This is a genomic window from Streptomyces sp. NPDC021020, from assembly GCF_044333285.1.
Taxonomy (GTDB): Bacteria; Actinomycetota; Actinomycetes; order Streptomycetales; family Streptomycetaceae; genus Actinacidiphila.
Genome location: NZ_JBIRQQ010000006.1, coordinates 546,496 through 571,162, shown reverse-complemented (window position 1 = coordinate 571,162; position 24,667 = coordinate 546,496). Strand labels below are relative to the sequence as shown.

Genomic DNA, 24,667 nt, shown 5'->3' with positions numbered 1-24,667 from the left:
CGCCCGTACGCCCGCGTACCCGCCGCCGGGGTACGGCGACGGGCACGCGGGCGGTGCGGTGCGAAACAGCGGCGCCGCGCCGTACAGCGCTTTCCGTGAGCAGACCCGCCCCGGCCCCCGCCGTCACGCGGCGTCGAGCGCCGCGGTGATCTTGCGGCTCATGTCCGCCATGACCGGGCCCGGCGCGCCCTTGTGCGCCGGCGACGCGGCCTCGACCGCGGTGAGCACGGTGCTGCGGAATCCCGCCGCCTCGGCCGCGTCCTGCCTCGCCAGCAGGCTCATGGTCGCGGTCAGGGCGGGCAGGACGCGGTCGGCGATCGCGGCCACGGACCTGCCGCCCAGGTCGCCGATCTTCGACTTCCCGGCCAGGACGTGGCCGACCCCGCCGGTCGCCGAGGCGAGCGCGATCGAGCCGTGGGTGGCGGCCTTGTGCGGCTTGCCGGTCGCGCCCGCGGCGGCCATGAGGGTCACGGCGCCGTAGGCGGCGGTGCGGAGGGTCTGCTCGTCCTGGGCGGAGAGGGTGAGTGCCATGGTGGTGTGCTCCTTCGGCCGGGGCCGGGGCCCCTTGCGGGCCCCGCGCTTCCCTGTGCCGCAGAGCTTCCGCCCGCCGGGTTCCACCCCGGTCGCACCGCGCTCCCACGCCCCCGCGACCGGTGAAACCCCGTGAAACCGAGGCCTGTTGCGGGGGCGTCGCCGGGCTCGCGGCGGCGCCCCGCACGGCCCCCGCCGAGGGGAGTCAGTAGCCGACGGTGAAGCGCTCGCCGATGTGCCGCGGGTGCTCGACCTCGTCGAGGACGGCGACGGCGTAGTCCTCGGCGGAGATGCGGCTGCGGCCGTCCGCACCGACGACGAGGTCGTCCAGCGCGGTGCGGTAGGAGCCGGTGCGCTCGCCGGGCTCGATCGTCGCGGCCGGGCTGAGGTTGGTCCAGCGCACGTCGTCGACCGTGCGGCAGTAGTCGAGGGCGGCGCCGTGCGCGTGCATGATCTGGAGCAGGAATTCGGGCAGGCCCTCGGCGTCCCACACCTGCGTGCCGTCCGGTGTGCGCAGCGACCCGGCGCCGCCGACGACGAGGAGCCGCGGGGCGTCGGCGCCGAGCGTGCGCAGCCCCGCGACCAGCGACTCGACGCTCGGCTCGATGAGGGCGACGTGCCCCGGCCCGTCCCCGCCGCCGACCGCGCTGATCACGACGTCCTGCCCCTTGCCCGCCTCGGCGACCGACCCCGGGTCCAGGACGTCCCCGACGACCACGGCGAGGTTCGGGTCCGCGAGCGTGAGCCTGCCCGGGTCGCGGACGACGGCCGTGACCCGGTGTCCGCGCCGCAGCGCTTCGGCCAGGACGCGCGTCCCGATGGTTCCGGTGGCGCCGTACAGCGCGATGTCGGACACGTGGTGCTCCCGTTTCTCAAGGTGGTCGGCAGGGCCGTCCTCGACCTTAACCACCCAGGTCAGCCGCGCCCCCACGGCCCCGCCCGACGCGACCCGATCGGCGCACACCGCCCGCGGGCTACTCGTAGACGGTCGCCGCGCCGAGCACGAAGGCGAGGTAGCCCCACTCCGCCGGGGCGTCCCCGGGCGCCTCGCGGCCGTGCGCCCGGACGCAGGCCGCGAGCGCGTCGAGGAAGCGCTCCAGCGTCGCGTTCTCCCACGCGTCACCGCGCTGCCGGAATTCCGCGAGCAGTTCGTCGACGTACAGCGCGAGTTCTTCACGGCTCCGGACGCCGGGTTCCCGAGGCAGGGTCATACCGGCCATCATCGCCGGTCCGCCACCGCTCCCATGGGACTACCCGGCGAGCACCACCGCCACGGCGCCGCCGCCGACGACCAGCAGCAGGAACGTCACGGTGTGCCACACGAGGATGCGGTTGCCCTCCGGGCCCGGGTAGTAGCGTGCCCGGCTGCCCATCCGGGCCCACTCCTCCGGGTGTTCGACCTGGAAACGGGCGCGGACGGGGCGCGCGCGGCGCACCCAGTACGTCATGTTCGCGGCTGTCGCCGCCACGACGAGGATCCCCCATGCGATCAGCATGTCCGGGACACTAACGGCGGGCCGCCCGCCGAGAGCACCCGCTCGACAGGATCCGCGCGGGATCTGCGGACCGGGGCCGGGGCCGGGACCGGGTCAGCCCGTGGCCCCGGCCAGCCGGCGCATGATCGCCATCAACTCCTCGGGCGGAGCGATGCTCGACATCCGGCTCGCCGGGTCGAAGTGCGTGATCGACGTCAGGGTGCCCGCGCGCCACCAGAACACCCGGGGGGACAGCCGTCCGGGGCCGTCCTCGTAGGCGCCCTGGCCGAACTGCGCCAGGGAGTTGACGGCCTCGGCGACGTGCCGGTCGGCGAGCGGGTGGAAGACCAGGTTGTGCCGGTTCGGGACGACCAGCAGCACGCCCTCCGCCGGGAGCGCGGGGCCGCCCGCGGCCCGTACCGCCTCCTCGAACACGAGCACCTTGCTGGCCGCGAACACCGACTCCGGGTGACCGAGCAGATGCAGGACGGCGCCGCCGGGCAGGTCGACGGTGTCGTAGTCGACGGGCGAGGCCAGCAGGTTTGCGCGGGCGGCGGCGACCAGGGTGTCCCACGGGACGCGGGCCACGTCGCTGTCGTCGAGGACCCGGACGTTGTCGGGGGTGTCGAGGGCTATGCCGGCCAGCAGGTCGGGGGCCAGCGGGCGCAGGTAGCCGAACTGCCCGCGCGCCTCGGCGGGTATCGACTCCTCGGCGACCAGCCGCAGGTACACGTCGCGCAGGGGGCCCTGGGCGGCGGCGTGGTCGGCGTGGGCTTGCGGGTGGCTCATGCGCGGTTCCTCGGGTTGTGCGGCCGCGGCCGGTCGCCGGACGCGTCGAACGGACCTCCGCCCGCCGGGTCGCGGCCGGATCTGTTCCCCCATCAGATCACGGGGGTACGACACCGCGGCACACGGCCGGGTGCGGCGCCGCAGGGGCGTGGGCAGCGGGGGCTGCGGAATCCGGCCGCCCGGTCCGCGGGCACCGCGCCGGGCCGGTCAGGGGAGGGGGAGGGCGACGGCGGGGAGCAGGCCCTGCTCGACCTGGTCGCGGTCGACGGTGATGCCGAAGTGGTCGCCGACCGCGCGGAAGACGGGGGCGTTGCGTTCCGCCGGGACGACGTCACGCCACGACCGGGCGGGGTCGAGGCGGGAGTGGACGGCGCCCGCGCGGGCCAGGGCCTCGTCGAAGGCGGCCACCGCGCCCGCCGGGTCCTCGGGGGTGCCGTGCCGGAATTCCAGCAGGCCCTCGCCGAACTCCGCGGTGTACACGCCGTCGATCCCCGGGGGCGAGTACGCGATCAGGCACGGGGAGTCGTGGCGGTTGAGCGTCAGGCACACCAACTCCTCGTCCCTGCGGGGCAGCGCCTCCGGGACGTCGAACTGCGCGAGGAACCAGGTGGCGGCCCCGTGGTCGTCCAGGACGAACGTCCACTCACCGCAGGTGCCGTGCATCGCCACCTCGTGCAGGGGCGACCCGAACCCCCGCAGCGGCTCGGGGAGCCGGAAATCCCGGTAAGCGACGGGCTGTTCGACGGATTCCCGCAGTGCCCGCAGGCGCAGCAGGAAGCCGGCCGGGTCGGCGCCGCGTATCGCGGTCAGCGAGATCCCGGCGCGCATGCCGGGCACGGGCTTCGGCAGGCGGGGGGTGAAGGCGTGCCGGCCCATCCACGCGAGGCCGTCGTCCGGCCGCCGCTCGTCCATGGGGGAGACGTTATCCGCCCCGCGCCCGCGTGACCGGCCGAACAGGCTCTAGAATCGGACATATGTGCCGTCGGCCCGGGGGTCGGCCCGTGGGGGGCCGCGGGGTCGGCGGGGGGACGGGGAAGCCACCGTATGAGTCGTCGCTCCGCCAGTGGTCCGCTGGCCGCGTGGGCCGAGGCGCAGCGGCGCCAGCAGCGGCAGCAGGAGGCGCAGGTCCGCGCCCAGGCGCAGGCGCAGCGGCAGCGGGCCCAGCAGCAGCGGGCGTACGAGCGCGAGGTGGCCCGGCGCGACCGGGAGCGGCAGGCGGCCTACCGGCGGGGCCAGGAGGCGGAGGCTCAGCGGCTGACCGCCGAACTGGACGCGCGGGTCGCGGCGTTGGAGGGGCTGCTCGCGGCCGGGTGCCGGGCGCCCGCGTTCGGGACCGGGGGGCTCGCGCGGTCCGAGCGGCTTCAGCCGTTCGACCCGGGGCCGCTCGGCAGGCCGGTGCCGATGCCCGACCCGCAGCGCTACCGCCCCGCGCAGAATGCGGCGTGGGGCCGGGGTGCCCGGCGGCGCGCCGAGGACGAGGCGCAGGCGCGCTACGCCCACGACCTGCGCGCCGCCCAGCACGCCGAAGGCCAGCGGCAGGCCCAACTGGCAACCTACCGCAGGCAGTACGACGAGTGGGCGGCGACCGCGCTGGCCGCGATACGCCGCCACAACGCCGAAGTCGCCTCCTCCGTGGCCGCGTTGCGCGGCGGGGATCCGCAGGCGGCGGTCGAGTATTTTTCCGCCGCCCTCTACGCCTCGACCGCCTGGCCGGAGGATCTGCCGCGCTCGGTGAGCGCCGCGTACGACCCCGCGCAGCGGCAGCTCGTGCTGACCTGGCAGCTCCCGGGGTACGAGGTCGTGCCGGAGACGAAGTCCGTGCGCTACATGCCGTCCGCCGACCGGCTCAAGGAGACGCCCCGCCCCGCCACCCAGCGCCGCGCGCTCTACCGGGATCTGCTCGCGCAGTGCGTGCTGCTCGCGCTGCGCGACCTCTTCGCGGCGGACGAGCCGGGCGCCCTGGAGTCGGTCGCGCTCACCGGCTACGTGGACGGCCACGACCCGGTGACCGGCCGCCGCTCACAGCTGCACCTGGCGTCCGTGACGGCCACCCGCGCGGATTTCGAACGGCTCGGTCTCGCACGGGTCAGCGCGGTGGACTGCCTGGTGGAGGGCCTGCGCGGGCAACTGTCGGCGCGGCCGGAGCAGTTGGTGCCGATACGGCCGGGCAGGCTGCCCGAGGACGTCGGCGGCGCGGCGGGCGGCTCCGCGGTCGTGACGCACGGCGGCGACGACGAGCCCGACCTCTTCACGATGGATCCGCTCGTCTTCGAGCAGCTCGTCGCCGAGCTCTTCCGGGCGATGGGCATGCAGGCCGTCACGACCGTGCGCTCCGGCGACGGCGGCGTGGACGTCGACGCCCTCGACCCCGCCCCGATCACCGGCGGTTCGATTGTCGTGCAGGTCAAGCGCTACCGGCACACCGTGCCGCCGACGGCCGTACGCGACCTCTTCGGCACCGTCCAGCACACCGGCGCCAACAAGGGCGTGCTGGTGACGACGTCGCGCTTCGGCCCGACCGCGCACACCTTCGCGCACGGCAAGCCGCTCGAACTCGTCTCCGGCGAGCAGCTGGTGGAGCTGCTGCACGCGCACGGGCTGCGCGGCCGCCTCGGCCCGTCGCCCACGACCGCCCCCGCGCCCGTACCGCCGCAAGACGACGACGAAGCGGCCGACGACCACAACGTGCTGGCCCTGAGCTGGACCGGGGATGTGCCGCTCGACGTGTGCGCGCTGGTGTGCGCGGGCACCACCGCGCTCAGCGACGAGCACTTCGTCTTCTACAACAACCCGCGCACCCCCGACGGCACCGTGCGCGCGATCCCCGCGCCGCCGCCGGACCGGGTCGCGCTGCGGGTCGCCTTCGACGCGCTGCCCGCGCGCGCGGACCGGCTGGTGCTGGCCGCCGCGCTCGACCCGACCGCGGTGACCGCGCACACCGACCTGACCGCCTTCCGGGCGGCGACGCTGCGGCTGCTCGACGCGGCCCGCGCCGACCTCGGCTCGCTCGCGGTGTCGGAGGGCCGACCGGGCGAGACCGCGCTCGTGCTCGGGTCCTTCCGCCGCCGCCCGTCCGGCGACTGGGATTTCGTGCCGGGCGGCAAGGGCTACCCGGGCGGCCTGGAGGCGCTCATCCACGACTACGGCATCGACACGGAGTAGTCACCGCTCCAGGCACCTCGCACGCCTTTGACGTGCACACACGTCCCGCCCCGCACAATGACGGAACCTCGGTGCCGTCAGCTGTTCACGCCGACTTCCGTTCCCGGGCAAGTACGACCGCCTAGCGTCAGCAGCCATGGACACGGATGCGAGCAGGGACATGACGACGGAAACGGACCCCGCGGCAGCGGCGGGCGGGCAGGTCACCCGGCGCGGGCTGATCGCCGGGGCGGTGGCGGCGGGCCTCGTCGCGGGCGGGGTCGCCACCGGCGCGGCACCGGCGTACGCGGACGGCGGCGGCGCGCAGGGCCGGGGCACCCCCGCGGGCAAGGGCGCGAAACCCGGGCGCTTCAAGGCGCCGGTGTACGACCTGGCCGTGGACGGCGAGTCGGTCGTCGCGGGGCGGGTGGACCGGCCGGTCGCGCCCGGCATCGTGCTGACGTCCTTCGACCTCTTCGGGCGGACGGGCTGGCTGCGCGCGCACGTGCTGAACGCCGACCTGGGCACGGCGTCGGTTTCCGTGGACCTCGTCGCGGCCGAGGTGAGCCACGCGCGGCAGCTCAAGGGCGCGGCGGACGGGCAGCACGCGGTGGCCGCCGTCAACGGCGACTACTTCGACATCACCGAGACCTACGCGGCCGAGGGCCCGGAGATCAAGGGCGGGCAGCTGCGCAAGGGCACGAGCACCGCGCAGACGGTCATGGCGATCGGCGCCGACCGGGTCGCACGGCTCGCGGACCTGATGATCGCCGGTACGGTCACGGCCGCGGGCACCACGCGTCCGCTCGCCGCGCTCAACTCCCCTTCGGTGCCCGCCGACGCGCTGGCCGTCTACACCCCGCTGTGGGGCGCCGCGGACCGCACGCTGCTCCAGGACCCGGGCCCGTACACCGAAGTCGTCGTGCGCGGCGGTGTGGTGAGCGCCGTGAATCCCGCGCTGACGTCGACTCCCGTGCCCGCGGACGGACTTGTCGTGCTGGGCCGCGGCACGGCGGCCGCGCAACTCGCCGCGGTGCGCGAAGGCGACGCGGTGAGCGTGGACTTCGCGCCGAGGAGCGACGCGCCCGGCGCGCTCGCGATGGCGCTGGGCAGCGGCGCGGTGCTGGTGCAGGCCGGCAGGGCGGTGGACTTCCCGCCGAGCACCGGCAACGACGCGCCCAAGCCGCGCACCGCGGTGGGCTGGCCGCAGGGCGGCCACCGGCTGCTGCTGGTCGCCGTGGACGGCGGGGCGAACTTCTCCGCGGGGCTGAGCTTCGACGACATGGCCGTGCTGATGGCGAGGCTCGGCGCGTACGAGGCCTTCATGCTGGACGGCGGCGGCTCGACGGAGATCGTCGCGCGCCGCGCCGGGGACAGCGGCGTGAGCGTCGTCAACACGCCCTCGGACGGCGCCGAGCGGCCCGTGCCGAACGGTGTCGGCCTCTTCTCCCGCCCGGGCTCCGGGCAGTTGCGCGGCCTGGACGTGCGCCCGCGGGCCGACCGCGTGGTGCCGGGCCTCACGGTGGACGTCGCCGTGGCCGGTTACGACGAGGCGTGGGGCCCGGCAGGGACGGACGGCCACAAGGTCGGCTGGTCGGCGCAGCCCGGCTCGCTCGGCTCCGTCAGCGGCGGCGTCTTCCGCGCCCGCCGCTCCGGCGCCGGGGTGCTGCGCGCCCACGCGGGCGCGGCGGACGGCGAGGCCGAACTGCGGGTCCTCGGCGAGCTGCACCGGCTGGCCTTCACGCAGCGCGCGGTCACCATCGACCCGGGCGCGACCGCCACCGTCGCCCTGACCGGCTACGACGCGGACGGCTTCGACGCGCCCGTGGCCCCGCGCGACGTCACGCTCGACTACGACAGGACCCTCCTCACCGTCACCGCGACCGCCGCCGGGCTCACCGTCACCGGCGCCGCGGACGGCGGCGGCCGGACGGCGACGCTCACCGCGACCGCGCAGGGCGTCACGGCCCGACTCCCGGTCACCGTGGGCCTGGTGGACGTCTCGCTCGGCGAGTTCGAGACGGCCGGGCAGTGGACGGCGCTGGCCGCGCGCGGTACGGCGTCGGTCGCGGTGGTCGCCGCCGACGACCGCCCGGGGGCCGCGGCCGGGAACCACGCGCTCCAGCTCAGCTACGACTTCACCGGGCAGACCAGCACCTCGGCCGCCTACGCGGTGGCCGCGCCCGGACCGCTCACGCTGCCGCCGGGCACCAAGAAGCTCGCGCTGTGGGTCAACGGCGACGGCAAGGGCCACTGGCTGCGCGCGATGCTCTCCTCGCAGGGCACCACCAACGTGCCCTTCACCTTCGCCACCGTCGTGGACTGGACGGGCTGGCGGCGCGTCGTCGGCGACCTCCCCGACGGCTTCTCCGACCCCGTCACGCTCGCCCGCCTCTACATCGCCGAGACCGCGCAGACCAACAAGAACGCGGGCGTGCTGCTCTTCGACGCCCTCGCCGCGCAGGTCGGGCAGGAGCCGGACGCGTCCGAGCCGCCGCAGCCAGACCCGTACGTCGTCGAGCAGGGCGAACTCCCCGACCGGCGCTGGACGTTCGCGGTGCTCTCCGACCTGCACATCAGCGCCGCCGCCGGGCTCGACTCCTTCTCCGGGCGACAGGCGGTCAAGGCGCTCAGCCAACTCGTCGCCGGCAAGCCGGACTTCGTGCTGATCAACGGCGACTTCGTCGACAACAACACGCAGGCCGACTTCGACCTCGCGCTCGGCCTGCTGCGCGACCACGTGCCCGCGGGCCTGCCGGTCTACTGGACGCCCGGCAACCACGAGGCGGGCCTGTCGGCGACCGGCGGCCTGGACACCTTCCTGTCCGCGACCGGCCGCCCCAACAAGCAGGTCATGGACCACAAGGGCGTGCGCTTCATCCTGCTGGACTCGCACACCGGCGACATGCGCACCTCCGACTGGGACCAGGTGCCGCTGCTCCAGGCCGAGTTGGCGAAGGCGGCGAAGGACCGCTCGGTGACCGGCGTCGTCGTGTCCTTCCACCACCCGCTCAGCGACCCGTCCGGCGCGGGCGCCTCCCAGCTGTCCGACCAGCTGGAGGCGGGGCTGCTCCAGCAGTGGCTCGCCGACTTCCGCGAGCAGTCCGGCAAGCCCGTCGCGCTCTTCACCGGCCACGCGCACACCGCGTCCGTGACGCGTGCGGACGGCGTCCTCGACATCACCACCCCGGCGGTCGGCAAGACCCCGTACAGCTCGCCCGACCAGGGCGGCTTCTTCGGCTGGATGCACGTCGCCGTCGACCCGCGACCGGCGCGCGTACGGGCCGGGGAGCCGAGCCCGGACACCCGCGAGTGGCTGGTCGCCGAATCCCGCCCGCTCATCGACGGCATCGAACTCGCCGCCCCGGCGAAACTGGCCCGCGGCGCGTCGGCGGAGGTCAACGCCACCGGGATCACCAGCGAGTTCGGCCTGCGCTTCCCGCTGCGCTTCCCGGCGAGCGTGACGTGGTCCGGCAGCCGCGGCCTCGCGGTGGCCCGCACCTCCGCCGAGGCCGCGGCCGCGCGCCGCCGCCACGGCACCCTCGCCGTCCTCGACCTCGCGGCGGGCACGCTCACCGCGGTCGCCAGGGGCGAGGTCACGCTGACGGTGGCCGCGGGCGGGCTGACGTCCTCGGCGAAGGTCACGCTGGGCTGAGGCGCGGCCGTACGCCCCGCGCCACGGCCCGGCGCGGGGCGTACGGGGGCCCGGCTGCGGCGTACGGGGGCCGGGCGGTCAGGTGCTCATACCGGCAGCGCGTACAGCTTCGGGCCGTGCAGGGCGTAGGCGTAGCGCTCGTCCGCCGCCACGCGCCACTCCTTGAAGTCGCCCGAACCGTCGTTGAAGGTCCAGCGCAGGGCGCCGGTCGCCGCGTCGAAGGCGTGCACACCGCCGCCCTCGTCCAGGTCGGTCGCGCCGAGGAGGGTGCCGCCGGACTTCGCGAACCGCACCGGAATGCCCGCGCTCCGGTCCGCCAGGTCCGTGGCCTTGAAGACCTGCTTGCCGGTGACCGGGTCCACGGCCCACAGGTTGCGGTCGCTGTCCGCGACGTAGAGCACGTCCCCGATGACCTCCGGGGTCTTGAAGAAGGCGAACTCCCCCGCCCCCAGCGACCACTTCTGTGCACCGTCGGCGATCGCGTACGCGCTCAGGACGCCCTGCTGCGCGACGACCACCAGGTCCTGGTGGACGGCGAAGCTGTCGTAGTTGATCTTCGCCGTCTTGTGCGTCCACACCTGGTGGCCGGTCGCGGTGTCGCGGACGGTGAGGTTCTTCTTGAAGTCGGTGTAGACGAGGCGGTTGCCCCGCACGACGGCGTTGATGCCGTTCTCCTCGGTGCCGAGGTCGCGCTGCTCCTTCCACACCACCCGGCCGGACGCGGCGTCGAGCGCCGCGATGACGTTGCCGCGTGTCCGGTCGCCGTCCTGGAGGATCGTGGCGGTGACGTAGACCTGCCGGCCGTCCACCGCGATCGGCTGCGGCTGGTCGTACTCCTTGCCCAGGCGGCTGCGCCACGTCTCCTTGCCTGTACGGGAGTCGAAGCCCGCGACGCTGCCGTCGAAGTCGCCGCTCGCGAGGTAGACGGTGCTTTCGGCGCCGCTGGTCGCGTGCAGCAGCCGCGCGCCGGGCACGACGGCGGTGGCCGCCGACCACCGCTTGGCGCCGGTCGCGGCGTCCCACGCCGTGAGCGGGTCGCCGAGGGTGAGAGCGGAGCCGTCGAGCGCCATGAGCTCGTCGTAGACCCCGCCGGCCTGCATCGGCACGGTGGCCGTCCACGCGGGGGCGGGGGCGCCGCCCTTGCCCGGGCTCTTGCCGGGTGCCTTCGTGGCGGGCGCGCTCTTCGCCGGGCCGGCGGAGGCCCGCTCGTCGTCCGGCGCGGCGTCCTCGGGCCCGCAGGCCGCCGCGCCCGCGCCGAGCACCGCCGCGGCGGCGCCGCCACCGGCGAGCCGGAGCAGCCGCCGCCGGGTGGGTCTGGAACGGGGCGCGGCGCCGTAGGAGTGGTTCATCTGTCCCCCGGGGGTCGGTAGAAGCGTGCACGGTCCCTGCTTGTCCGCCGGGCACGCTAGCCGCGCCGCGGGGCAACCTGGCAGTCCGGAGACCTGCCCGGTGCGGGACCGGGACCGAACCGCGACCGTGATCACGGCGGTGTGACACCCAGGACCCGGCCCGTACCCCCGCGCGCTACTCCGGGACGACCCGGAAGCGCTCGGCCACCACGAGCGTGTCGCCGTCGACGACCGGGGTGCGGCCCAGGAAGTCGCGGACGCCCTCGCTCGTGAAGAAGTCGACGTGCGCCGCCCGCCACTCGGCCGCGTCGGCGTAGCCGCGGCCCTCGGCGTGCGCGAAGTCGTCCCCGACCTCCGCCATCGGCAGCACCGTCACCTCCACCAGCTCGATCGTGACGGCGTGCGCGCCGTCCGAGTCGACGACGGAGTAGCGCTGCCCGACCGCCGGCAGCGCCTCGCCCGCGTGCTCGTAGATCTCCTTCAGGCCGGTGAGGGCCGTCTTCCCGCCGCTGCGGATCGCGGCCACGCCGCGGTCGCGTTCCGGTCCGGGGAAGGCGAGTTCGAGCACCGGCAGTCCGTCGTGATCGCTCATACGGCGAGCGTACGAAGGGGCGTCCGGCGGTCACAAGGCGATTCCGCGCGGGGCGTAAGGGGAGCGGCCGGGTTGTCGGGTTGCCGGACCGGGTTGCCGGACCGGGTTGCCGGATCGGGTTGCCGGATCGGCAAATGATCTTGGTGGGGCGGGTGCCGGTGCGGATGATCGTGGACGGAGCCCGTCCCCTCGCCCCTTCCGGAGGAGCGCCATGCAGCAGCAGTTCACCCACCGGTTCGTCCCGTCGCCCGCGGGGCGGGTGCACGTCGTGGAGCAGGGGGAGGGGCCGCTCGTCCTGCTCGTGCACGGCTTCCCCGAGTCCTGGTATTCGTGGCGGGCGCAACTGCCCGCGCTCGCGGCCGCCGGTTACCGGGCGGCAGCCGTGGACGTCCGCGGCTACGGGCGGTCCTCGCGGCCCGCCGAGCCGGAGGCGTACCGGATGACGGAGCTGGCCGCGGACGCGGTCGCCGTCGTGCGCGCGCTGGGCGGGGAGCCCGCGGTGGTGGTCGGGCACGACTGGGGCGCCAACATCGCGGCCTGCGCGGCGCTGCTGCACCCGGACGTCTTCCGCGCGGTGGGGCTGCTGAGCGTGCCGTACGCGCCGCGGGGCGGGCCGCGGCCGTCCGAGATCTTCGCCTCGATGGGCGGGGACGAGGAGTTCTACGTCTCGTACTTCCAGCAGCCCGGCCGCGCCGAGGCCGAGATCGAGCCCGACGTGCGCGGCTGGCTCGCAGGGCTCTACGCGGCCCTGTCCGGCGACACGATGCCCCAACCGGGCGCCCCCGACCCGCACTTCGTCCGCCCCGGCGGCACGATGCGCGAGCGCTTCCCGGACGGCCCGCTGCCCGGGTGGCTGGGCGAGGCCGAACTCGACGTCTACGCCGGTGAGTTCGAGCGCACCGGGCTGACCGGCGCGCTCAACCGCTACCGGAACATGGACCGCGACTGGGAGGACCTCGCGGCTCTCGACGGTGCGCCGCTGCGGCAGCCGTCCTTCTTCGCGGGCGGCGCCCTGGACGCCTCCACGACCTGGATGTCCGAGGCGATCGACGCCTTCCCGGTGACGCTCCCCGGCCTGGTGTCCAGCCATCTCCTCGACGGCTGCGGCCACTGGATCCAGCAGGAGCGTCCCGCGGAGGTCAACGCCCTCCTGACCACGTGGCTCGCGGCCCTCCCGGACGCGTGAGCGCCCCGTGATCCTTACGGCCGCGGCCCTGACGGCTGCCTCAGCGCGCCGTGATCCTGACGGCTGCCCCAGCGCCGCACGGCCCTGACGCCGCCCGAGCGCGTCGCGGTCCTGACGGCTGCCCCAGCGCCGCGCCGCCCTGACGCCGCCCGAGCGCGTCGCGGTCCTGACGGCTGGCCGAGCGCGCCCCGCGGTCCTCCCGCCCGCGGGGGCGCGCCGCGGTCCTGACGGCCGCTGCCCTCCCGCCCGCCTGAGCGCTGCCCCTATCGTGGGGCGGTGACCTCTCCCCCGGCCGACACGCCCCCGCCGCCCCTCACCGACGACGACCGCGAGTCCGCCGTCCGGCGGCTGCGGGAGGCGTACGCGGCCGAGCACCTCACGCACGAGGAGATGGACGAGCGCCTCGGCCGGGCCCTCACCGCGCGGACCCCCGCCGACCTTGCGACGGCCGTCGCCTCCCTCCCGGCGGAGCCGCCCGGCCCCGAGGAGTCCGCCGTGACCATCGCCGCCGCCACCGGCCGGATCCGCCGCGGCGGCGCGTGGCGGCTCCCCCGCAGGCTCAAGGTCGAGTCCGCCTTCGGCAAGGTCCGGCTGGACCTCTCCCGCGCGGTCTTCCCGCACCCCGTCCTGGACCTCGAGCTCGCCCTCGGCACGGGCGGCGCGCGCATCATCGTGCCGCGCGACGCGATCGTGGAGGTCGACGGCCTCACGACCGGCTGGAAGGACCTGCGCTACCGCCTCCGTCCCACCACCTCGCCCACGGCGCCGGTCATCCGGCTGTCCGGCGTCGTCGGCTTCGGCCGCCTCAAGATCCGCCACGCCCGCCGCTGAGCCGCCTCCCGCTGGAGTGCGCAACCCTGCGAGGTGCTGAGCCCCGCCGCCGGTCCGGCCCGCCCGCCGCCGGGTACGCCTCCCCCCGGGTGCTCTTGGCCCGCTGCTGAGCCCGACTCCGCTGGTGCCCCTGGCCCGCCGCCGAGCCCGCCTCCGGGGGGACCCGGCCCGCCCGCTGAGCCCGCCGCCCCGCCTCCGATCCGCCGCCCCTCCACCTCCGCGGGCGGGCCCGCACCGCCCGGAGCGGCAGCCCCCGAAGTGGGGGCCGCCCGGGGCGGGTTCCCCCGGGTGCCGACCCGCTGTCTGCATGAGCACGCGGCCGCCCGGCCTACGCTCGGAGGACCGGCCGGTCCCGGTCCGGACGGGCGGACGGACGTGGCGGAAGGCGGTCGCGATGGCCCGGTATCTCGTCGGCTCGCGCGCGAGCAAGCTCGCGCGGGCGCAGGTGCGGCAGTACCTCGCGCCGCTGCGCGAGCGCTTCCCCGACGCGGAGTTCACGCACCGGGTGATCCTGGAGGGCGGCGACCGCGACCGCCGCTCGGGCCTCGCGGACGTCTCCGCGGGCAGCGGCGGCTCCGCGTTCAGCAGCGCGCAGGAGGCGGCGCTCGCGGGCGGCGAGGTGGACATCGTCGTCCACTCGCTGAAGGACCTGCCCACGGCCGTACCCGAAGGGCTCGCGCTGATGGCGCCGCCCGGCCGGGAGGACGTGCGCGACGCGCTGTGCGGGGCGACCCTCGCGGGGCTGCGCAAGGGCGCCCGGGTCGGTACGGGGGCGGCCCGGCGCGCCGCCCAACTGCGCGCGGTGCGGCCGGACATCGAGATCGTCCCGATCCGCGGGAACGTACCGCCGCGGCTGCGCAAGATCGAGACGGAGGGCCTGGACGCGGTCGTCCTCGCCGCCGCGGGCCTGCGCCGCCTCGGCCTCGACGACGCGATCGGCGAGCTGCTGCCCCTCGACCTCTTCCCGCCGAGCCCCGGCCAGGGCGCGCTCGGCATCCAGGTCCGCGCGGACGAGGCCTCCGCGCCGCTGCGCGCCCTCCTCGCCACGACGGCCGACCCCGCCGCCGACGCGGCCGTACGGGCCGAACGCGCGCTGCTGGCCGAGCTGCACGGCGGATGCAGCGTCCCCGTCGGGGCGTACGCCTCGCTCCTCCCGGACGGCGAACTCACCCTCCTCGCCCAGGTCAGCTCCCTGGACGGCGCGACCCAGCTCACGGCCCGCCGCACCAACGCCGCCGAATCCCCCGAAGCCCTCGGCCGCGCCGTGGCGGCGGATCTTGTCGCGCAGGGCGCCCACGCACTCCTGGACGCGGCGCGGGCGGCCTCCCGTCCCTAGGGAAGGGGCTGCGGCGGCATCGCGGCGCGCTCGTCGAAGTCCTTGCGCGCGGAGTGGATCTGCCGCGCGTGCTCCACCGACCACGCGCTGATCGCGCTGGTCAATTTCCCGGCCTCGACGCCGAGTTCGGTGAGCCCGTATTCCACCCGGGGCGGCACGGTCGGGTAGACGGTGCGCCGCACGAGGCCGTCGCGCTCCAGCGAACGCAGCGTCTGCGTCAGCATCTTCTGGGTGATCCCGTCCAGCAGCCGCCGCAGCTCGCTGAAGCGCATCGGGCGGTCGTAGCGGCGCAGGGCCGCGAGGACGTACAGCACCCACTTGTTGGCGAGCGCCTCGACGACGGTGCGCGAGGGGCAGTCCCGCCGGTAGATCGAGTCCTGCATGGTTTCCATGAGGTACCTGGATATCAATCAGGTGCCTTCTTCACAAGAGGTACCGGGTCGTCGTTGGATGTGACCACCACGGTGATCACCACTGCGACCGCCACGGTGACCACCGCGGTGACCACCACCCAACGAGCCCGGGAGAACGTGCAGATGCCTGCTCAGATGCGTGCGGTGAGCCAGCGCCGCTACGGCGGCCCCGACGTCCTGGAGGTCGTCGCGATCCCGCGCCCCGTCCCCGGTCCGGGCCAGGCACTCGTCCGCGTACACGCCGCCGGGGTGAACCCGGCCGACTGGAAGATCCGCTCCGGCGCGATCCGGCGGCTCGGCGAACCGCCCTTCACCCTCGGGCTCGACCTGTCCGGCACGGTCGAGGCGGTCGGCGCGGGCGTCACCCGGGTCCGCCCCGGCGACGAGGTGTACGGCGTCGCCTTCCCGCCGGGCGGCGCCTACGCGGAGTACGCCGCGGTGTCGGCGGACGCGCTCGCCCCCCGCCCCGCGTCCCTCGACCCCGTCCACGCCGCCGCCCTCCCCGTCACCGCCCTCACCGCGTGGCAGGCCCTCGTCCGCACCGCCGACGTCCGCCCGGGCCACCGCGTGCTCGTCCACGCCGCGGCGGGCGGCATCGGCCACCTCGCCGTCCAGATCGCCAAGTCCCGCGGCGCGTACGTCATCGGCACCGCCCGCGCGGCCAAGCACGCCTTCCTGCGCGACCTCGGCGCCGACGAACTCGTCGACTACACGACGACCGACTTCGCCACCGCCGTCCACGACGTCGACATCGTCCTCGACCCGATCAGCGACACCTACGGCCCCCGCTCCCTCCCCACCCTCACCCCCGGCGGCCACCTCGTCGACGTCCGCGGCACCGGCCCCGACCGCACGGCAACCCGCGCCCAAGCCGCCGCCCGCGGCATCCGCTTCACCGAACTCGGCTTCACCCCCTCCGGCCCCGACCTGGAGCAAATCGCCGCCCTGGCCGACTCCGGCTCCCTGCACGTGACCGTCGACCAGGCCCTCCCCCTGGAAGAGGCCGCGAAGGCCCACGAGTTGAGCGAGACGGGCCGGGTGACGGGGAAGATCGTCCTCACGCTCTGAGCAACCGGCCTCGGGACGTGGGCCGTCCCCCGCCCGGGCGAAGGCGGTCCCGCGACTACGCGGAGCCGCCCAGGGCGCGACCCAGCAGCGGGAGCAAGCGGTCCCAGTGGCGTTCCAGCCCGGCGGGGCTGAAGGCGTCGGTGTCGGACATCGTGAAGCCGTGGGTCGTGCCGGGGTAGATCTCGGAGGTGTGGGTGACGCCCGCGGCATCCAGGGCGCCGTTGAGGGCGGCGAGTGCTTCGGGCGTCAGGTCGCCCTCGGCGTGGCCGAGATGCGCCTCGGCGCGGAGCTGCGCGAAGACGGCGGGCCCGGCGGCGCCCACCGGGGCGTGGAAGGCGGCGACGGCCGCCACCCGGCCGGGGTGGGCCGCGGCCGTACGCATCGCGTAGAGGCCGCCGATGCAGTAGCCGGTCACCCCGAACGGCCCCTCACCGACCTGGGGTTGGGCGGAGAGGAAGCCGAGGTAGGCGTCGGCGTCGCTCAGCACCCGTGCGGTGGTGTGCGCCTCGATCACGGGCATCAGCTCGGCGAAGATCCCGGGCCGGGCCTCGTCCCCGATGAACGCGGGAAGCTCGATGACCGGTGCGGGGCCGTGCCGGTAGAAGACGTTGGGCGCGAGCACGTAGTAGCCGTGCCCGGCCAGCTCGCGGGCCATCTCCCGCACCACGGGCCGGATTCCGAAGCCGTCCGGGTACATCAGCACCCCCGGGTGCCGCTCCCCGTCGTCGGGGAAGGCGGCGAACGCGTCGGCGCGGCCGTCCGCGGTGGGGATGTGCACTGTCCTGCTGGGCATGAACTCTCCTGTCGTGGTTGATGTGTTCGAGCGCGGATCAACACGACGGGGGGCGGAGCCCGTACGGCGCTCAGCGGAGCACCGGGTCACCGATCTGTGCGTGGCGCGAGGCCGTCCCGGTAGTCATGGCCCCACCGTAGCGGCCGGTCGGCCCCGCGCTCTTCCGCCCGCGGTGAACAGCGGCCCGACCGGGCGCGGTGCTCACTACGGTCCGGTCCCATGACGACGATTGCGACGCGTACGGTCGAATACCCGGCCGACGGCTTGACGATGATCGGGCACCTCGCGCTCCCGGCCGGCACCAACCGTCGGCCGGCGGTGCTGATCGGGCCGGAGGGCATGGGCCTCAGCGACGTCGAACGCCGCCGGGCCGATGCGCTCGCCGAACTGGGCTACGTGGCACTGGCCTTCGACCTGCACGGCGGCCGCTACCTGGGTGAACCCGAAGAAATGCTGGCCCGTTGCATGCCCCTGCTCGCCGACCCGGACCGCATGCGGGACATCGGCCGTGCGGCGCTCGACGTGCTGCGCGCCGAACCGCGCACCGACCCCGACCGGATCGCCGCCGTCGGCTACGGCACCGGGGGCGCCATCGGGCTGGAACTCGGGCGCGACGGCGCCGACCTGCGCGCGATCGGCACGGTCAACGCGACCACCACGGGCCGTCCGGGCGAGGCCGCGCGCATCCGCTGCCCGGTGTGGGCCGGGGTCGGGTCGGAAGACCCGATCATGCCGCCCGCGCAACGGGACGCGTTCACCGCCGAGATGCAGGCCGCGGGCATCGACTGGCGCCTCACGGTCTACGGCGGCGCCCTGCACGCCTTCCACCACCCGCCGGTCGACCATCCCACGGTCCCCGGCGTCGGCCACCACCCCCGGCACGCGCAGCGAGCCTGGCGCGACGTCCTCGACCTCCTCGCCGAGTGCCTGCCCGTGCGGGAGTGATCCGGCCAGTCCACGCTCGGGCGCCCGCGCTGACCGCCGCGATGCCTGGACGGTCTGCCGGCCAGACTCGACCGGGACACCACCGATCCAGGATCCCCTCACCCGGCACACGGAGGCCGCGGCTCGTGTCTCCGCCGGGCCGTCAGCCGCGTCGGCGTCCCCGCACACCGCCCACACCAGCTTGCCGACCCCGCCCCGCTCGCTCACGCCCCACCGCCCCGACGTGATCACGTCCACCAACGCCAGGCCGCGCCCCGCTTCCGCGTCGGGCGCGGCCGAGTGCAGTTCGGGCCTGCTGTCGGCCGCGTCGTGGACCTCGATACGGACTCCGGCGCCGAGGCGTTCGAAGCGGGTCTTGATCAGCCGACCGCGAGGCAGCCTGGCGTGGCGGACGCTGTTGGTGACGAGTTCCGACACGACCAGAGCGGCACCGTCCGCGAGGTGGGGCAGGCCCCACGTGGCGAGGGTGCCGACGAGGAGGTGCCGGGCGCGGCTCACCGAACGGGGCCGTGCGGCCATGTCCGCACGACGACGCCGGGCAAGTCCTCGTCCTGTGCGCGGTGCTCCTCACGGGCGTCGGTACGGGGCTGTTCCGGCAGCTCGCCGGACCATGCAGGCCGTATCATCTTTCGCGAATAGCAGCAAGATACTCTTCGGCGGTTGATCGCTTACCGTATAAAGCGGCAAGCTTCGACCAAAGGTGCGAGAGCGCGGGACCACGAGGGAGGACATGCGCCGTGACCGGCGGAGACTGGGTGAGCACGTCGGCGCCCTACGTGGTGCCCCGGCGCGCGGGGCAGGCGGACGCGTGGAGCGAGGAGGCGCGGCAGCGCGGCGGGCGTGGCGGCCAGCGCATCGTCGCCGCCGGTGAGGTGCCCGCGCCGCCCGAGGCCGCGGCGGGGCTCGGGGTGGCCGAGGGGGAGGCCGTGGCCGTACGGCGGCGGGTGATGCTGCTGGACGGCACACCGGTCGAGCTGACCGACACGTACTACCCGGTGGACGTGGCCCGCGGCACCCCGCTCGCCGGGAAGGCGAAGATCCCGGGCGGCGCGGTGACGTACCTGGCCTCCCGGGGGTACGAGCCGCGGCGCGTCCACGAGGAGGTGTACGCCCGGCTCGCCGCCCCCGAGGAGCGCGCCGCCCTCCAACTCGCCCCGGGCGAGCCCGTCCTGTGCATGGTCCGGGTGACGCGGGACGCGACCCGCGCCTACCAGGTGGACGTCTCCGTCTTCCGCGCCGCGGGCCAGCGGCTCCGTTACGACATGAGGATCGGCTGACATGCCCAAGGCTGAGGAAACGGCCGTCGACCGCCGTCCGCTGCACGAGCGCATCGCGGCGGACCTCCGCGACGAGATCATGTCCGGCGATCTCGCCCCGGGTGATGCCCTGCCCTCGACGCAGCGGCTGAAGGACCGGTTCGACGCGTCGAACGCCACCGTGCAGAAGGCCCTTCAACTCCTCAAGGACGAGCGGCTGGTCGTCGGCCGGGCAGGGGCCGCGGTCACGGTCCGGGAGCACCGGCAGGAGACCGTGCGCCCGGCGGACACCGGGCTGCCCGCCGCGGCAGGAGAGCCGTACCCGCTGCTGACGGCCGCCGCCGCGAAGGGCAGGCGCGCGGCGATCGACCTTCTGGAGGTCGCCGAGGTCACCCCGCCCGCGGAAGTGGCGGCAGCCCTGCGGCTGGACGCGGACGGCACCGCCTTCCTCCGCCGCCAACTGCTCTCCTACGACGGCGAACCGGCAGAGCTGGTGCGGGCGTACTACCCCGCCGACCTCGCCCGCGACACCGCCCTGTCCGTGCCTCGCAAGATCCGCGGCGGCGCGGCGGCACTCCTCGCCGGCCTCGGCCACGCACCCGCTCGCACCCTCGACCGCGTCTCGGCCCGCATCCCCACCCAGGAGCAGTACGGGGCCCTCCTCCTCCCGACCGACCTCCCCGTCCTGCGCACCTTCCGGGTAGTCCTGGACGGCGCCGAACGGCCCGTCGAGGCAAGCGTCCTGGTCAAGGCGGGCCACCTCTACGAGCTGGAATACGCGTTCGCCTGACCCGACCCACCCCTCCGGCCCCCAGGGAGATTTCGTGAACCAGCCCACCACCCCACCCGGCGTCCTCGTCCGCGTCCGGCGGGACGACGACCTCGCCGAGGCGGCCGCCGGGCTCGCCGTCGTGCACGTGACGGACGGCTATCCGGTGGAGGGCGTGAGCGACCCGGTGGGGTGGCTCAGCCCTCCCCGGATGGTGGGGGCGTGGGTGGCGGAGGTGGACGGGCGGGTCGTCGGGCATGTGGCCTTCGGGCGGGGCGGCGCGGGCGAGGTGGCCGTGCGGATGTGGGTGGAGCGGAGCGGATCCGACCCTGGTCAAGTGGGCGTCCTCGCACGGTTCTTCGTCGTCCCCGAGGCCCGCGGACTCGCGGCCGGGACCGCCCTGGTGGAGGCGGCCACCGCGGACGCGCGGGCGCGCGGGGTGCGGCTCGTGCTCGACGTCCTGACGAAGGACGCCGCGGCGATCCGCCTCTACCGGCGCCTGGGCTGGACCGAACTCGGCCCCGCGGTGCACCGGTTCGCGAGCGGCGAGGTGGACGCGCTGTGCTTCGTGTCGCCCGAGGGGCGCACGGGTCCGTGAGCGGGTCCCGCCGCCGGGTGACACGGCGGGCCAACGGCCACGTGCCCCCGCGAAAGCGGCCACGCGCCGTACGCTGGCAGTGACTTCGCCGCGAGGAGGCAGGGCCATGGTCCCTTCTGACGACGGTACGCCGGACCCGTACGCCGATCCGCTGGTCTTCGGGCAGCGGCTGCAGATACTGCGCACGCGCAAGGGCATCACCCGGGAGCAACTCGGCGGCCTCGTGGGGCGGTCGGGATCGTGGGTGAAGGGCGTGGAGAGCGGGCGGCTCAAGACGCCGAAGCTCGACGTCATCCTGCGGATCGCCGAGGTGCTGCGGGTGCGGGATCTGGCCGAGCTGACCGGCAGCCGGTCCATGAACGTGGCCCTGTTCGCGGGTCCGGGGCATCCGCGGCTCTCCGCGGTCCGGGCGGCGGTGGACGCCTACCCGGTCGGGCCCGACGAGGCGGCGGCGCCGGTGGCGCATCTGCGGGCGCGGCTGGACCACGCGTGGGCCGCGCGGCACAGCGCGCCCAACCACCGCGAGGTGCTGGGTGCCCTGCTGCCGGACCTGATCCGTGACGCACAGGCGGCGGTACGGCAGTCGGACGGGTCGGCGGAGCGCCGCGCGGCGCAGGCGCTGCTCAGCGAGACGTACTCGCTGTGCCAGTTCTTCGTGGCGTACCAGCCGGACGCCGCCCTGCTGTGGCGGGTCGCCGAACGCGGCCTGGTCGCCGCGCAGGAGAGCGCGGACCCGCGCGCCATCGGCACGGCGGCGTGGCTCGCCGCCCAGGCCCACCGGGACACGGGCCCCGCCCACTTCGACGCGGCGGACGCCGTGAACCTGCGCAGCCTGGAGTACCTGACGCCGCTGCTGCCGGACGCGCCGGACGACGTGCTGGCCATCGCGGGTGCGCTGACGTTCGAGGCCGGTTACACCTCCGCGCGCCGCGGGGACACGGGTACGGCGTGGCGCTACTGGGACCGGGCCCGGGCGATGGCGGAACGCCTCCCTGCCGGTTACTACGACCCCGTCACGTCCTTCTCGCGCGCCATCATGGGCGCGCACGCCGTCACCGTGGCGGTCGAACTCCACGCGGGTGGCGAGTCCGTACGCCAGGCGGCCGCGGCGGAGGCCACGACCATCCCCTCCCGCCCGCGCCGCGCCCGGCACCGTATCGAGGAGGCCCGCGGCTACCACCTGGACGGCCAGCCGGACGTGGCCCTGGCGACCCTGGACAAGGCGCACGAGGCGGCCCCCGAGACGATCAAGTACAACGGGTACGCGAAGCGGATCGTGCTGGAGGAGACGGAGTCGCGGGACCCCGCACGCCGCAGGCGGGCCGCCCGGCTCGCGGTGAAGCTGGGCGTCCTCGCAGCGTGACCGAGGGGACACAATCTGTGCCCCCGCCCCGCGGCGCCCGCTCGTAGCGTCGTTGACCCGAAGGACCCCCGCGGCCGTGCGACCGGCCCGGGGGCGTGGTCAACGCCGTTGAGGAGCGCCGACATGCACGAGCCTAACCGTCCCCGACACGTACTCCGGGGGCCCGCGTGGTGATTCCCGTGACGCCCGCCGGGCCCGGCGGGGAGAGCCGCCTCGTCGCAGAGAAACTGTGGCCGCCCGCCCCGCGGACGGTGGGTCGGGCGCGCCGGTTCCTCGTCCGCCAACTCGCCGCCTGGGAGCTCACCCAGCTCACCGACAGCGCGGAGCTGATCGTGTCCGAGCTGGTCACCAACGCGATCACGCACGCGCACCCGCCGTACGGCCATCTGATCGCGACGCGGCTGGAGCGGCTGGAGTCCGGCGTCCGCATCGAGGTGCACGACGCCGGTGCCACCCGGCCGGAGCGCAGGCGGGCCGCGGAAGACGAGGAGTCGGGCCGTGGCCTGGGCCTGGTGGACGCGCTCACCGGCGGTCAGTGGGGGGTGAGTTGCCGCAGCGGGCCCGGGAAGGCGGTCTGGGCGCTGTGCACGGAGCCCGTGCCGTAGGTCGCCGGGCGCGGTGTTGCTCCCTTCCGCCCCGCGCGTAGCCGACCCGCGCGTAGCCGGTGGGCCCGAGATCTTGGCCGGTCGGGCACTCCGTCCGGGCGGGCCCCGGCGGCTAGGGTCGTTGCTGTGGCCAACTCTGGGTACGTCACCGTCGTCGGGGCCGGGGTCATCGGTCTGACCACTGCCGTTGTCCTCGCGGAGGGTGGGAGGCGGGTGCGGGTCGTCGCCGAGGAGATACCGGGGCGGACGTCGCTCGCCGCGGGGGCGATGTGGGGGCCGTACCTGGTCGAGCCCAGGGGGGACGTCGACCGGTGGGGGCGGCGTTCGCTGGAGGTCTTCCGGGGGCTGGCCGCGCAGCCGGGGACGGGGGTGCGGATCGCGCCCGCCGTGGAGGCGTCGCGGCGGGGCGGGGCGGCGCCGGACTGGGCCGGGGCGCTGCCCGGTTTCCGGCCGTGCGAGCCCGGGACGCTCCCGGCCGGTTTCAGCTCGGGCTACCGCTTCGAGGTGCCGCTCGTCGACATGCCCGCCTACCTCGGCTACCTGCGGGCGCGGCTGCGCGCGAGCGGCGCGGCCGTCGAGAAGGGCAGCGTGGCCGACCTCGACGACCCGGACCTCGGGCCGGCCGTCGTCAACTGCACCGGGCTCGGCGCCCGCCGCCTCGCCGCCGACCCCGGTCTGCGGCCGACCCGCGGCCAGCACGTCGTCGTCTCCAACCCGGGCCTCACGGAGTGCTTTTCGGAGGACACCGGCACCTCCGCCGACCTGCTGTGCATCTTCCCGCACGGCGACATCGTCGTCCTCGGCGGCACCGCGCTCGCCGGGCGCGAGGACCTCGACCCCGACCCGGACGCCGCCGCGGCGATCCTGCGCCGCTGCGCCGCCGTCGAGCCGCGCCTCGCCGACGCCCGCGTCCTGGAGCACCGCATCGGCGCCCGGCCGACCCGGGCCACCGTCCGGGTGGAGGCCGAGGTCCGCGCGGGCGGCCGGACCGTCGTGCACAACTACGGGCACGGCGGCGCGGGCGTCACCCTCTCCTGGGGCTGCGCCGCCCAGGTCGCGGACGAACTCGCCGTCCTCACGGCGCCGTGAACAGGCCCGGGAAGCGCGGCGCCAGCCACGGGCGCGGCCCGGTCGGGACGATCGCCCCGCGGGCTGCGGCCGCGAGGGGCGTCCGGCGGCCCAGCGCGAGGAGCACGAACGTCACCGGCTCGGTCGTGATCGTGCAGTCCGGGCGGCGCGGCGGCTCGTCGCTGACGGCGGCCTCCCCCGACGCGAAGGTCACCGCGAAGGGCGCGGCCCCGGCGCCGCGCAGGCGCAGGCGGTAGCAGGCGGTGTGGCCCGCGGCCGTGCGCGCGTCGACCACGCGGGGCATGGCCGTACGGAGGAAGGGCACGGTCAGGGCGGCGTTCGCCGGGGTGAGCATGTGGGGGCGGCGCAGGGCCACCGCGATGTCGTAGCCGTGGCCGAGGATGTGCGTGAGCAGGTACGAGCCGAAGGTCGCGAGGTCCATCGGGCCCATGGGCGTGTCGGCGGGGGTGGACGCGGGGCGGGCGGCGGACGCGGCGGTGAAGGCGCGCGCGGAGGTGGCGACGGCCTCGGCGAGTACGTCCGGGTCCCGCTCCGGGTAGGCCGCGAGGGCCGCGGTGTTGGCGGCCGCGAGCCCGCCGGGGGTGCCGTCGCCGTACGTCCCGTGGGCCTCCCCCGCCGCGAGCCCGGCCATCAGGCGGTTCGCGAGCACGAGGTGCGCCGCCGCCTCCCCGACCGTCCACGCCGAGCGCGGTATGCGCACCCCGGGCCCGGGCGCGGCCCGCAGCAGCTCGGCGGTACGGTCGGCCGCGTCGTGGACGGCGGCGGCCAGAACGTCGGCGGCGGCGCCGGACGCGGTCGGGGTCGGGGAGTCGGTGCTCATGAGCGTGAAGCGTGCGCCCCCGCGGGCGCCCTGTCCAGGGGTGCGGGCGGCGGGCGCCGGACC

Annotated in this window: 24 protein-coding genes and 1 pseudogene; 13 read left to right on the top strand and 12 right to left on the bottom strand. The window is 75.5% G+C overall.

Annotation, left to right across the window (positions count from 1 at the left end):
* Window positions 1–123 precede the first annotated feature (123 nt).
* The 6 genes from ACH4SL_RS21255 to ACH4SL_RS21230 form a co-directional block, all read right to left on the bottom strand.
* Window positions 124–531 (bottom strand): hypothetical protein, encoded by a 408-nt coding sequence (locus ACH4SL_RS21255; protein WP_398447699.1) that lies wholly within the window; start codon window positions 529–531, stop codon window positions 124–126.
* 205 nt (window positions 532–736) lie between these two features.
* Window positions 737–1,387 carry an NAD(P)-dependent oxidoreductase gene (locus ACH4SL_RS21250; protein ID WP_398447697.1) on the bottom strand — a complete coding sequence of 217 codons (651 nt, stop codon included), beginning with the start codon at window positions 1,385–1,387 and terminating at the stop codon, window positions 737–739.
* A gap of 118 nt (window positions 1,388–1,505) precedes the next feature.
* Entirely contained in the window at window positions 1,506–1,742 is a 237-nt protein-coding gene (locus ACH4SL_RS21245) for a hypothetical protein (RefSeq protein WP_398447695.1), read from the bottom strand.
* A gap of 39 nt (window positions 1,743–1,781) precedes the next feature.
* Complete coding sequence (locus ACH4SL_RS21240) at window positions 1,782–2,027, bottom strand: hypothetical protein (RefSeq protein ID WP_398447693.1); 246 nt, start codon at window positions 2,025–2,027, stop codon at window positions 1,782–1,784.
* Between the two features lie 93 nt (window positions 2,028–2,120).
* Window positions 2,121–2,795: a hypothetical protein gene (locus tag ACH4SL_RS21235; RefSeq protein WP_398447691.1), complete on the bottom strand. Its 675-nt coding sequence runs from the start codon at window positions 2,793–2,795 to the stop codon at window positions 2,121–2,123.
* Window positions 2,796–3,002: 207 nt separating this feature from the next.
* On the bottom strand, window positions 3,003–3,707 hold the full coding sequence (locus tag ACH4SL_RS21230) for a hypothetical protein (protein WP_398447689.1): 705 nt from the start codon (window positions 3,705–3,707) through the stop codon (window positions 3,003–3,005).
* A gap of 132 nt (window positions 3,708–3,839) precedes the next feature.
* Here ACH4SL_RS21230 and ACH4SL_RS21225 point away from each other — a divergent pair, with 132 nt between their 5' ends.
* Both ACH4SL_RS21225 and ACH4SL_RS21220 read left to right on the top strand, forming a co-directional pair.
* Window positions 3,840–5,957 carry a restriction endonuclease gene (locus ACH4SL_RS21225; protein WP_398447687.1) on the top strand — a complete coding sequence of 706 codons (2,118 nt, stop codon included), beginning with the start codon at window positions 3,840–3,842 and terminating at the stop codon, window positions 5,955–5,957.
* Between the two features lie 160 nt (window positions 5,958–6,117).
* Window positions 6,118–9,591, top strand: coding sequence for a phosphodiester glycosidase family protein (locus ACH4SL_RS21220; protein WP_398447685.1), 3,474 nt, complete (start codon window positions 6,118–6,120; stop codon window positions 9,589–9,591).
* 86 nt (window positions 9,592–9,677) lie between these two features.
* On the opposite strand, the gene ACH4SL_RS21215 is transcribed toward ACH4SL_RS21220, so the two are convergent.
* Both ACH4SL_RS21215 and ACH4SL_RS21210 read right to left on the bottom strand, forming a co-directional pair.
* A complete protein-coding gene (locus ACH4SL_RS21215; protein ID WP_398447683.1) occupies window positions 9,678–10,940 on the bottom strand; it encodes a PQQ-binding-like beta-propeller repeat protein in 1,263 nt (420 codons plus the stop codon).
* 175 nt (window positions 10,941–11,115) lie between these two features.
* Window positions 11,116–11,532, bottom strand: a complete 417-nt coding sequence (locus ACH4SL_RS21210; protein WP_398447681.1) for an ASCH domain-containing protein — start codon at window positions 11,530–11,532, stop codon at window positions 11,116–11,118.
* 211 nt (window positions 11,533–11,743) lie between these two features.
* On the opposite strand from ACH4SL_RS21210, the gene ACH4SL_RS21205 reads away from it, so the two are divergent.
* The 3 genes from ACH4SL_RS21205 (at window position 11,744) to hemC (ending at window position 14,885) form a co-directional block, all read left to right on the top strand.
* A complete protein-coding gene (locus ACH4SL_RS21205; protein WP_398447679.1) occupies window positions 11,744–12,718 on the top strand; it encodes an alpha/beta fold hydrolase in 975 nt (324 codons plus the stop codon).
* A gap of 276 nt (window positions 12,719–12,994) precedes the next feature.
* The gene (locus tag ACH4SL_RS21200) at window positions 12,995–13,549 is read left to right on the top strand and encodes a DUF1707 domain-containing protein (protein WP_398447677.1); all 555 of its coding nucleotides are present in this window, start codon (window positions 12,995–12,997) and stop codon (window positions 13,547–13,549) included.
* A 394-nt stretch (window positions 13,550–13,943) separates the two neighbouring features.
* Window positions 13,944–14,885: a hydroxymethylbilane synthase gene (gene hemC / locus ACH4SL_RS21195; protein ID WP_398447675.1), complete on the top strand. Its 942-nt coding sequence runs from the start codon at window positions 13,944–13,946 to the stop codon at window positions 14,883–14,885.
* On the opposite strand, the gene ACH4SL_RS21190 is transcribed toward hemC, so the two are convergent.
* Window positions 14,882–15,277, bottom strand: coding sequence for a winged helix-turn-helix transcriptional regulator (locus ACH4SL_RS21190; protein ID WP_398447673.1), 396 nt, complete (start codon window positions 15,275–15,277; stop codon window positions 14,882–14,884). The genes hemC and ACH4SL_RS21190 overlap by 4 nt on opposite strands.
* 156 nt (window positions 15,278–15,433) lie before the next feature.
* Between ACH4SL_RS21190 and ACH4SL_RS21185 the strand changes: the two genes are divergently transcribed.
* A complete protein-coding gene (locus ACH4SL_RS21185; RefSeq protein ID WP_398447823.1) occupies window positions 15,434–16,366 on the top strand; it encodes an NADP-dependent oxidoreductase in 933 nt (310 codons plus the stop codon).
* A gap of 55 nt (window positions 16,367–16,421) precedes the next feature.
* Here ACH4SL_RS21185 and ACH4SL_RS21180 read toward each other — a convergent pair whose 3' ends face one another.
* On the bottom strand, window positions 16,422–17,159 hold the full coding sequence (locus tag ACH4SL_RS21180) for a dienelactone hydrolase family protein (RefSeq protein ID WP_398447671.1): 738 nt from the start codon (window positions 17,157–17,159) through the stop codon (window positions 16,422–16,424).
* Window positions 17,160–17,378: 219 nt separating this feature from the next.
* On the opposite strand from ACH4SL_RS21180, the gene ACH4SL_RS21175 reads away from it, so the two are divergent.
* Window positions 17,379–18,104, top strand: a complete 726-nt coding sequence (locus ACH4SL_RS21175) for a dienelactone hydrolase family protein (RefSeq protein ID WP_398447669.1) — start codon at window positions 17,379–17,381, stop codon at window positions 18,102–18,104.
* Window positions 18,105–18,344: 240 nt separating this feature from the next.
* On the opposite strand, the pseudogene ACH4SL_RS21170 reads toward ACH4SL_RS21175, so the two are convergent.
* A pseudogene (locus ACH4SL_RS21170) lies at window positions 18,345–18,623 on the bottom strand (ATP-binding protein); the annotation flags it as partial.
* 218 nt (window positions 18,624–18,841) lie between these two features.
* Here ACH4SL_RS21170 and ACH4SL_RS21165 point away from each other — a divergent pair.
* From ACH4SL_RS21165 to ACH4SL_RS21140, 6 genes are all read left to right on the top strand, one after another.
* The gene (locus tag ACH4SL_RS21165) at window positions 18,842–19,381 is read left to right on the top strand and encodes a GntR family transcriptional regulator (protein WP_398447667.1); all 540 of its coding nucleotides are present in this window, start codon (window positions 18,842–18,844) and stop codon (window positions 19,379–19,381) included.
* A gap of 1 nt (window position 19,382) precedes the next feature.
* Window positions 19,383–20,150 (top strand): GntR family transcriptional regulator, encoded by a 768-nt coding sequence (locus ACH4SL_RS21160; protein WP_398447665.1) that lies wholly within the window; start codon window positions 19,383–19,385, stop codon window positions 20,148–20,150.
* Window positions 20,151–20,184: 34 nt separating this feature from the next.
* Window positions 20,185–20,727 carry a GNAT family N-acetyltransferase gene (locus ACH4SL_RS21155; protein WP_398447663.1) on the top strand — a complete coding sequence of 181 codons (543 nt, stop codon included), beginning with the start codon at window positions 20,185–20,187 and terminating at the stop codon, window positions 20,725–20,727.
* Between the two features lie 106 nt (window positions 20,728–20,833).
* Window positions 20,834–22,090 (top strand): helix-turn-helix domain-containing protein, encoded by a 1,257-nt coding sequence (locus ACH4SL_RS21150; RefSeq protein ID WP_398447661.1) that lies wholly within the window; start codon window positions 20,834–20,836, stop codon window positions 22,088–22,090.
* A gap of 167 nt (window positions 22,091–22,257) precedes the next feature.
* Entirely contained in the window at window positions 22,258–22,695 is a 438-nt protein-coding gene (locus tag ACH4SL_RS21145) for an ATP-binding protein (protein ID WP_398447659.1), read from the top strand.
* 126 nt (window positions 22,696–22,821) lie between these two features.
* Entirely contained in the window at window positions 22,822–23,784 is a 963-nt protein-coding gene (locus ACH4SL_RS21140) for an FAD-dependent oxidoreductase (RefSeq protein ID WP_398447657.1), read from the top strand.
* Here the strand turns inward: ACH4SL_RS21140 and ACH4SL_RS21135 are convergent.
* A complete protein-coding gene (locus tag ACH4SL_RS21135) occupies window positions 23,771–24,604 on the bottom strand; it encodes a maleylpyruvate isomerase family mycothiol-dependent enzyme (protein ID WP_398447655.1) in 834 nt (277 codons plus the stop codon). The genes ACH4SL_RS21140 and ACH4SL_RS21135 overlap by 14 nt on opposite strands.
* Between the last annotated feature and the right edge of the window lie 63 nt (window positions 24,605–24,667).

Excerpts from the sequence above, each read along its gene's own strand:
- ACH4SL_RS21255 (WP_398447699.1), bottom strand. The coding sequence starts at position 531 with ATGGCACTCACCCTCTCCGCCCAGGACGAGCAGACCCTCCGCACCGCC.
- ACH4SL_RS21245 (WP_398447695.1), bottom strand. The coding sequence starts at position 1,742 with ATGACCCTGCCTCGGGAACCCGGCGTCCGGAGCCGTGAAGAACTCGCG.
- ACH4SL_RS21240 (WP_398447693.1), bottom strand. The coding sequence starts at position 2,027 with ATGCTGATCGCATGGGGGATCCTCGTCGTGGCGGCGACAGCCGCGAAC.
- ACH4SL_RS21235 (WP_398447691.1), bottom strand. The coding sequence starts at position 2,795 with ATGAGCCACCCGCAAGCCCACGCCGACCACGCCGCCGCCCAGGGCCCC.
- ACH4SL_RS21230 (WP_398447689.1), bottom strand. The coding sequence starts at position 3,707 with ATGGACGAGCGGCGGCCGGACGACGGCCTCGCGTGGATGGGCCGGCAC.
- ACH4SL_RS21225 (WP_398447687.1), top strand. The coding sequence starts at position 3,840 with ATGAGTCGTCGCTCCGCCAGTGGTCCGCTGGCCGCGTGGGCCGAGGCG.
- ACH4SL_RS21220 (WP_398447685.1), top strand. The coding sequence starts at position 6,118 with ATGACGACGGAAACGGACCCCGCGGCAGCGGCGGGCGGGCAGGTCACC.
- ACH4SL_RS21215 (WP_398447683.1), bottom strand. The coding sequence starts at position 10,940 with ATGAACCACTCCTACGGCGCCGCGCCCCGTTCCAGACCCACCCGGCGG.
- ACH4SL_RS21210 (WP_398447681.1), bottom strand. The coding sequence starts at position 11,532 with ATGAGCGATCACGACGGACTGCCGGTGCTCGAACTCGCCTTCCCCGGA.
- ACH4SL_RS21205 (WP_398447679.1), top strand. The coding sequence starts at position 11,744 with ATGCAGCAGCAGTTCACCCACCGGTTCGTCCCGTCGCCCGCGGGGCGG.
- hemC (WP_398447675.1), top strand. The coding sequence starts at position 13,944 with ATGGCCCGGTATCTCGTCGGCTCGCGCGCGAGCAAGCTCGCGCGGGCG.
- ACH4SL_RS21190 (WP_398447673.1), bottom strand. The coding sequence starts at position 15,277 with ATGGAAACCATGCAGGACTCGATCTACCGGCGGGACTGCCCCTCGCGC.
- ACH4SL_RS21185 (WP_398447823.1), top strand. The coding sequence starts at position 15,434 with ATGCGTGCGGTGAGCCAGCGCCGCTACGGCGGCCCCGACGTCCTGGAG.
- ACH4SL_RS21180 (WP_398447671.1), bottom strand. The coding sequence starts at position 17,159 with ATGCCCAGCAGGACAGTGCACATCCCCACCGCGGACGGCCGCGCCGAC.
- ACH4SL_RS21175 (WP_398447669.1), top strand. The coding sequence starts at position 17,379 with ATGACGACGATTGCGACGCGTACGGTCGAATACCCGGCCGACGGCTTG.
- ACH4SL_RS21160 (WP_398447665.1), top strand. The coding sequence starts at position 19,383 with ATGCCCAAGGCTGAGGAAACGGCCGTCGACCGCCGTCCGCTGCACGAG.
- ACH4SL_RS21150 (WP_398447661.1), top strand. The coding sequence starts at position 20,834 with ATGGTCCCTTCTGACGACGGTACGCCGGACCCGTACGCCGATCCGCTG.
- ACH4SL_RS21135 (WP_398447655.1), bottom strand. The coding sequence starts at position 24,604 with ATGAGCACCGACTCCCCGACCCCGACCGCGTCCGGCGCCGCCGCCGAC.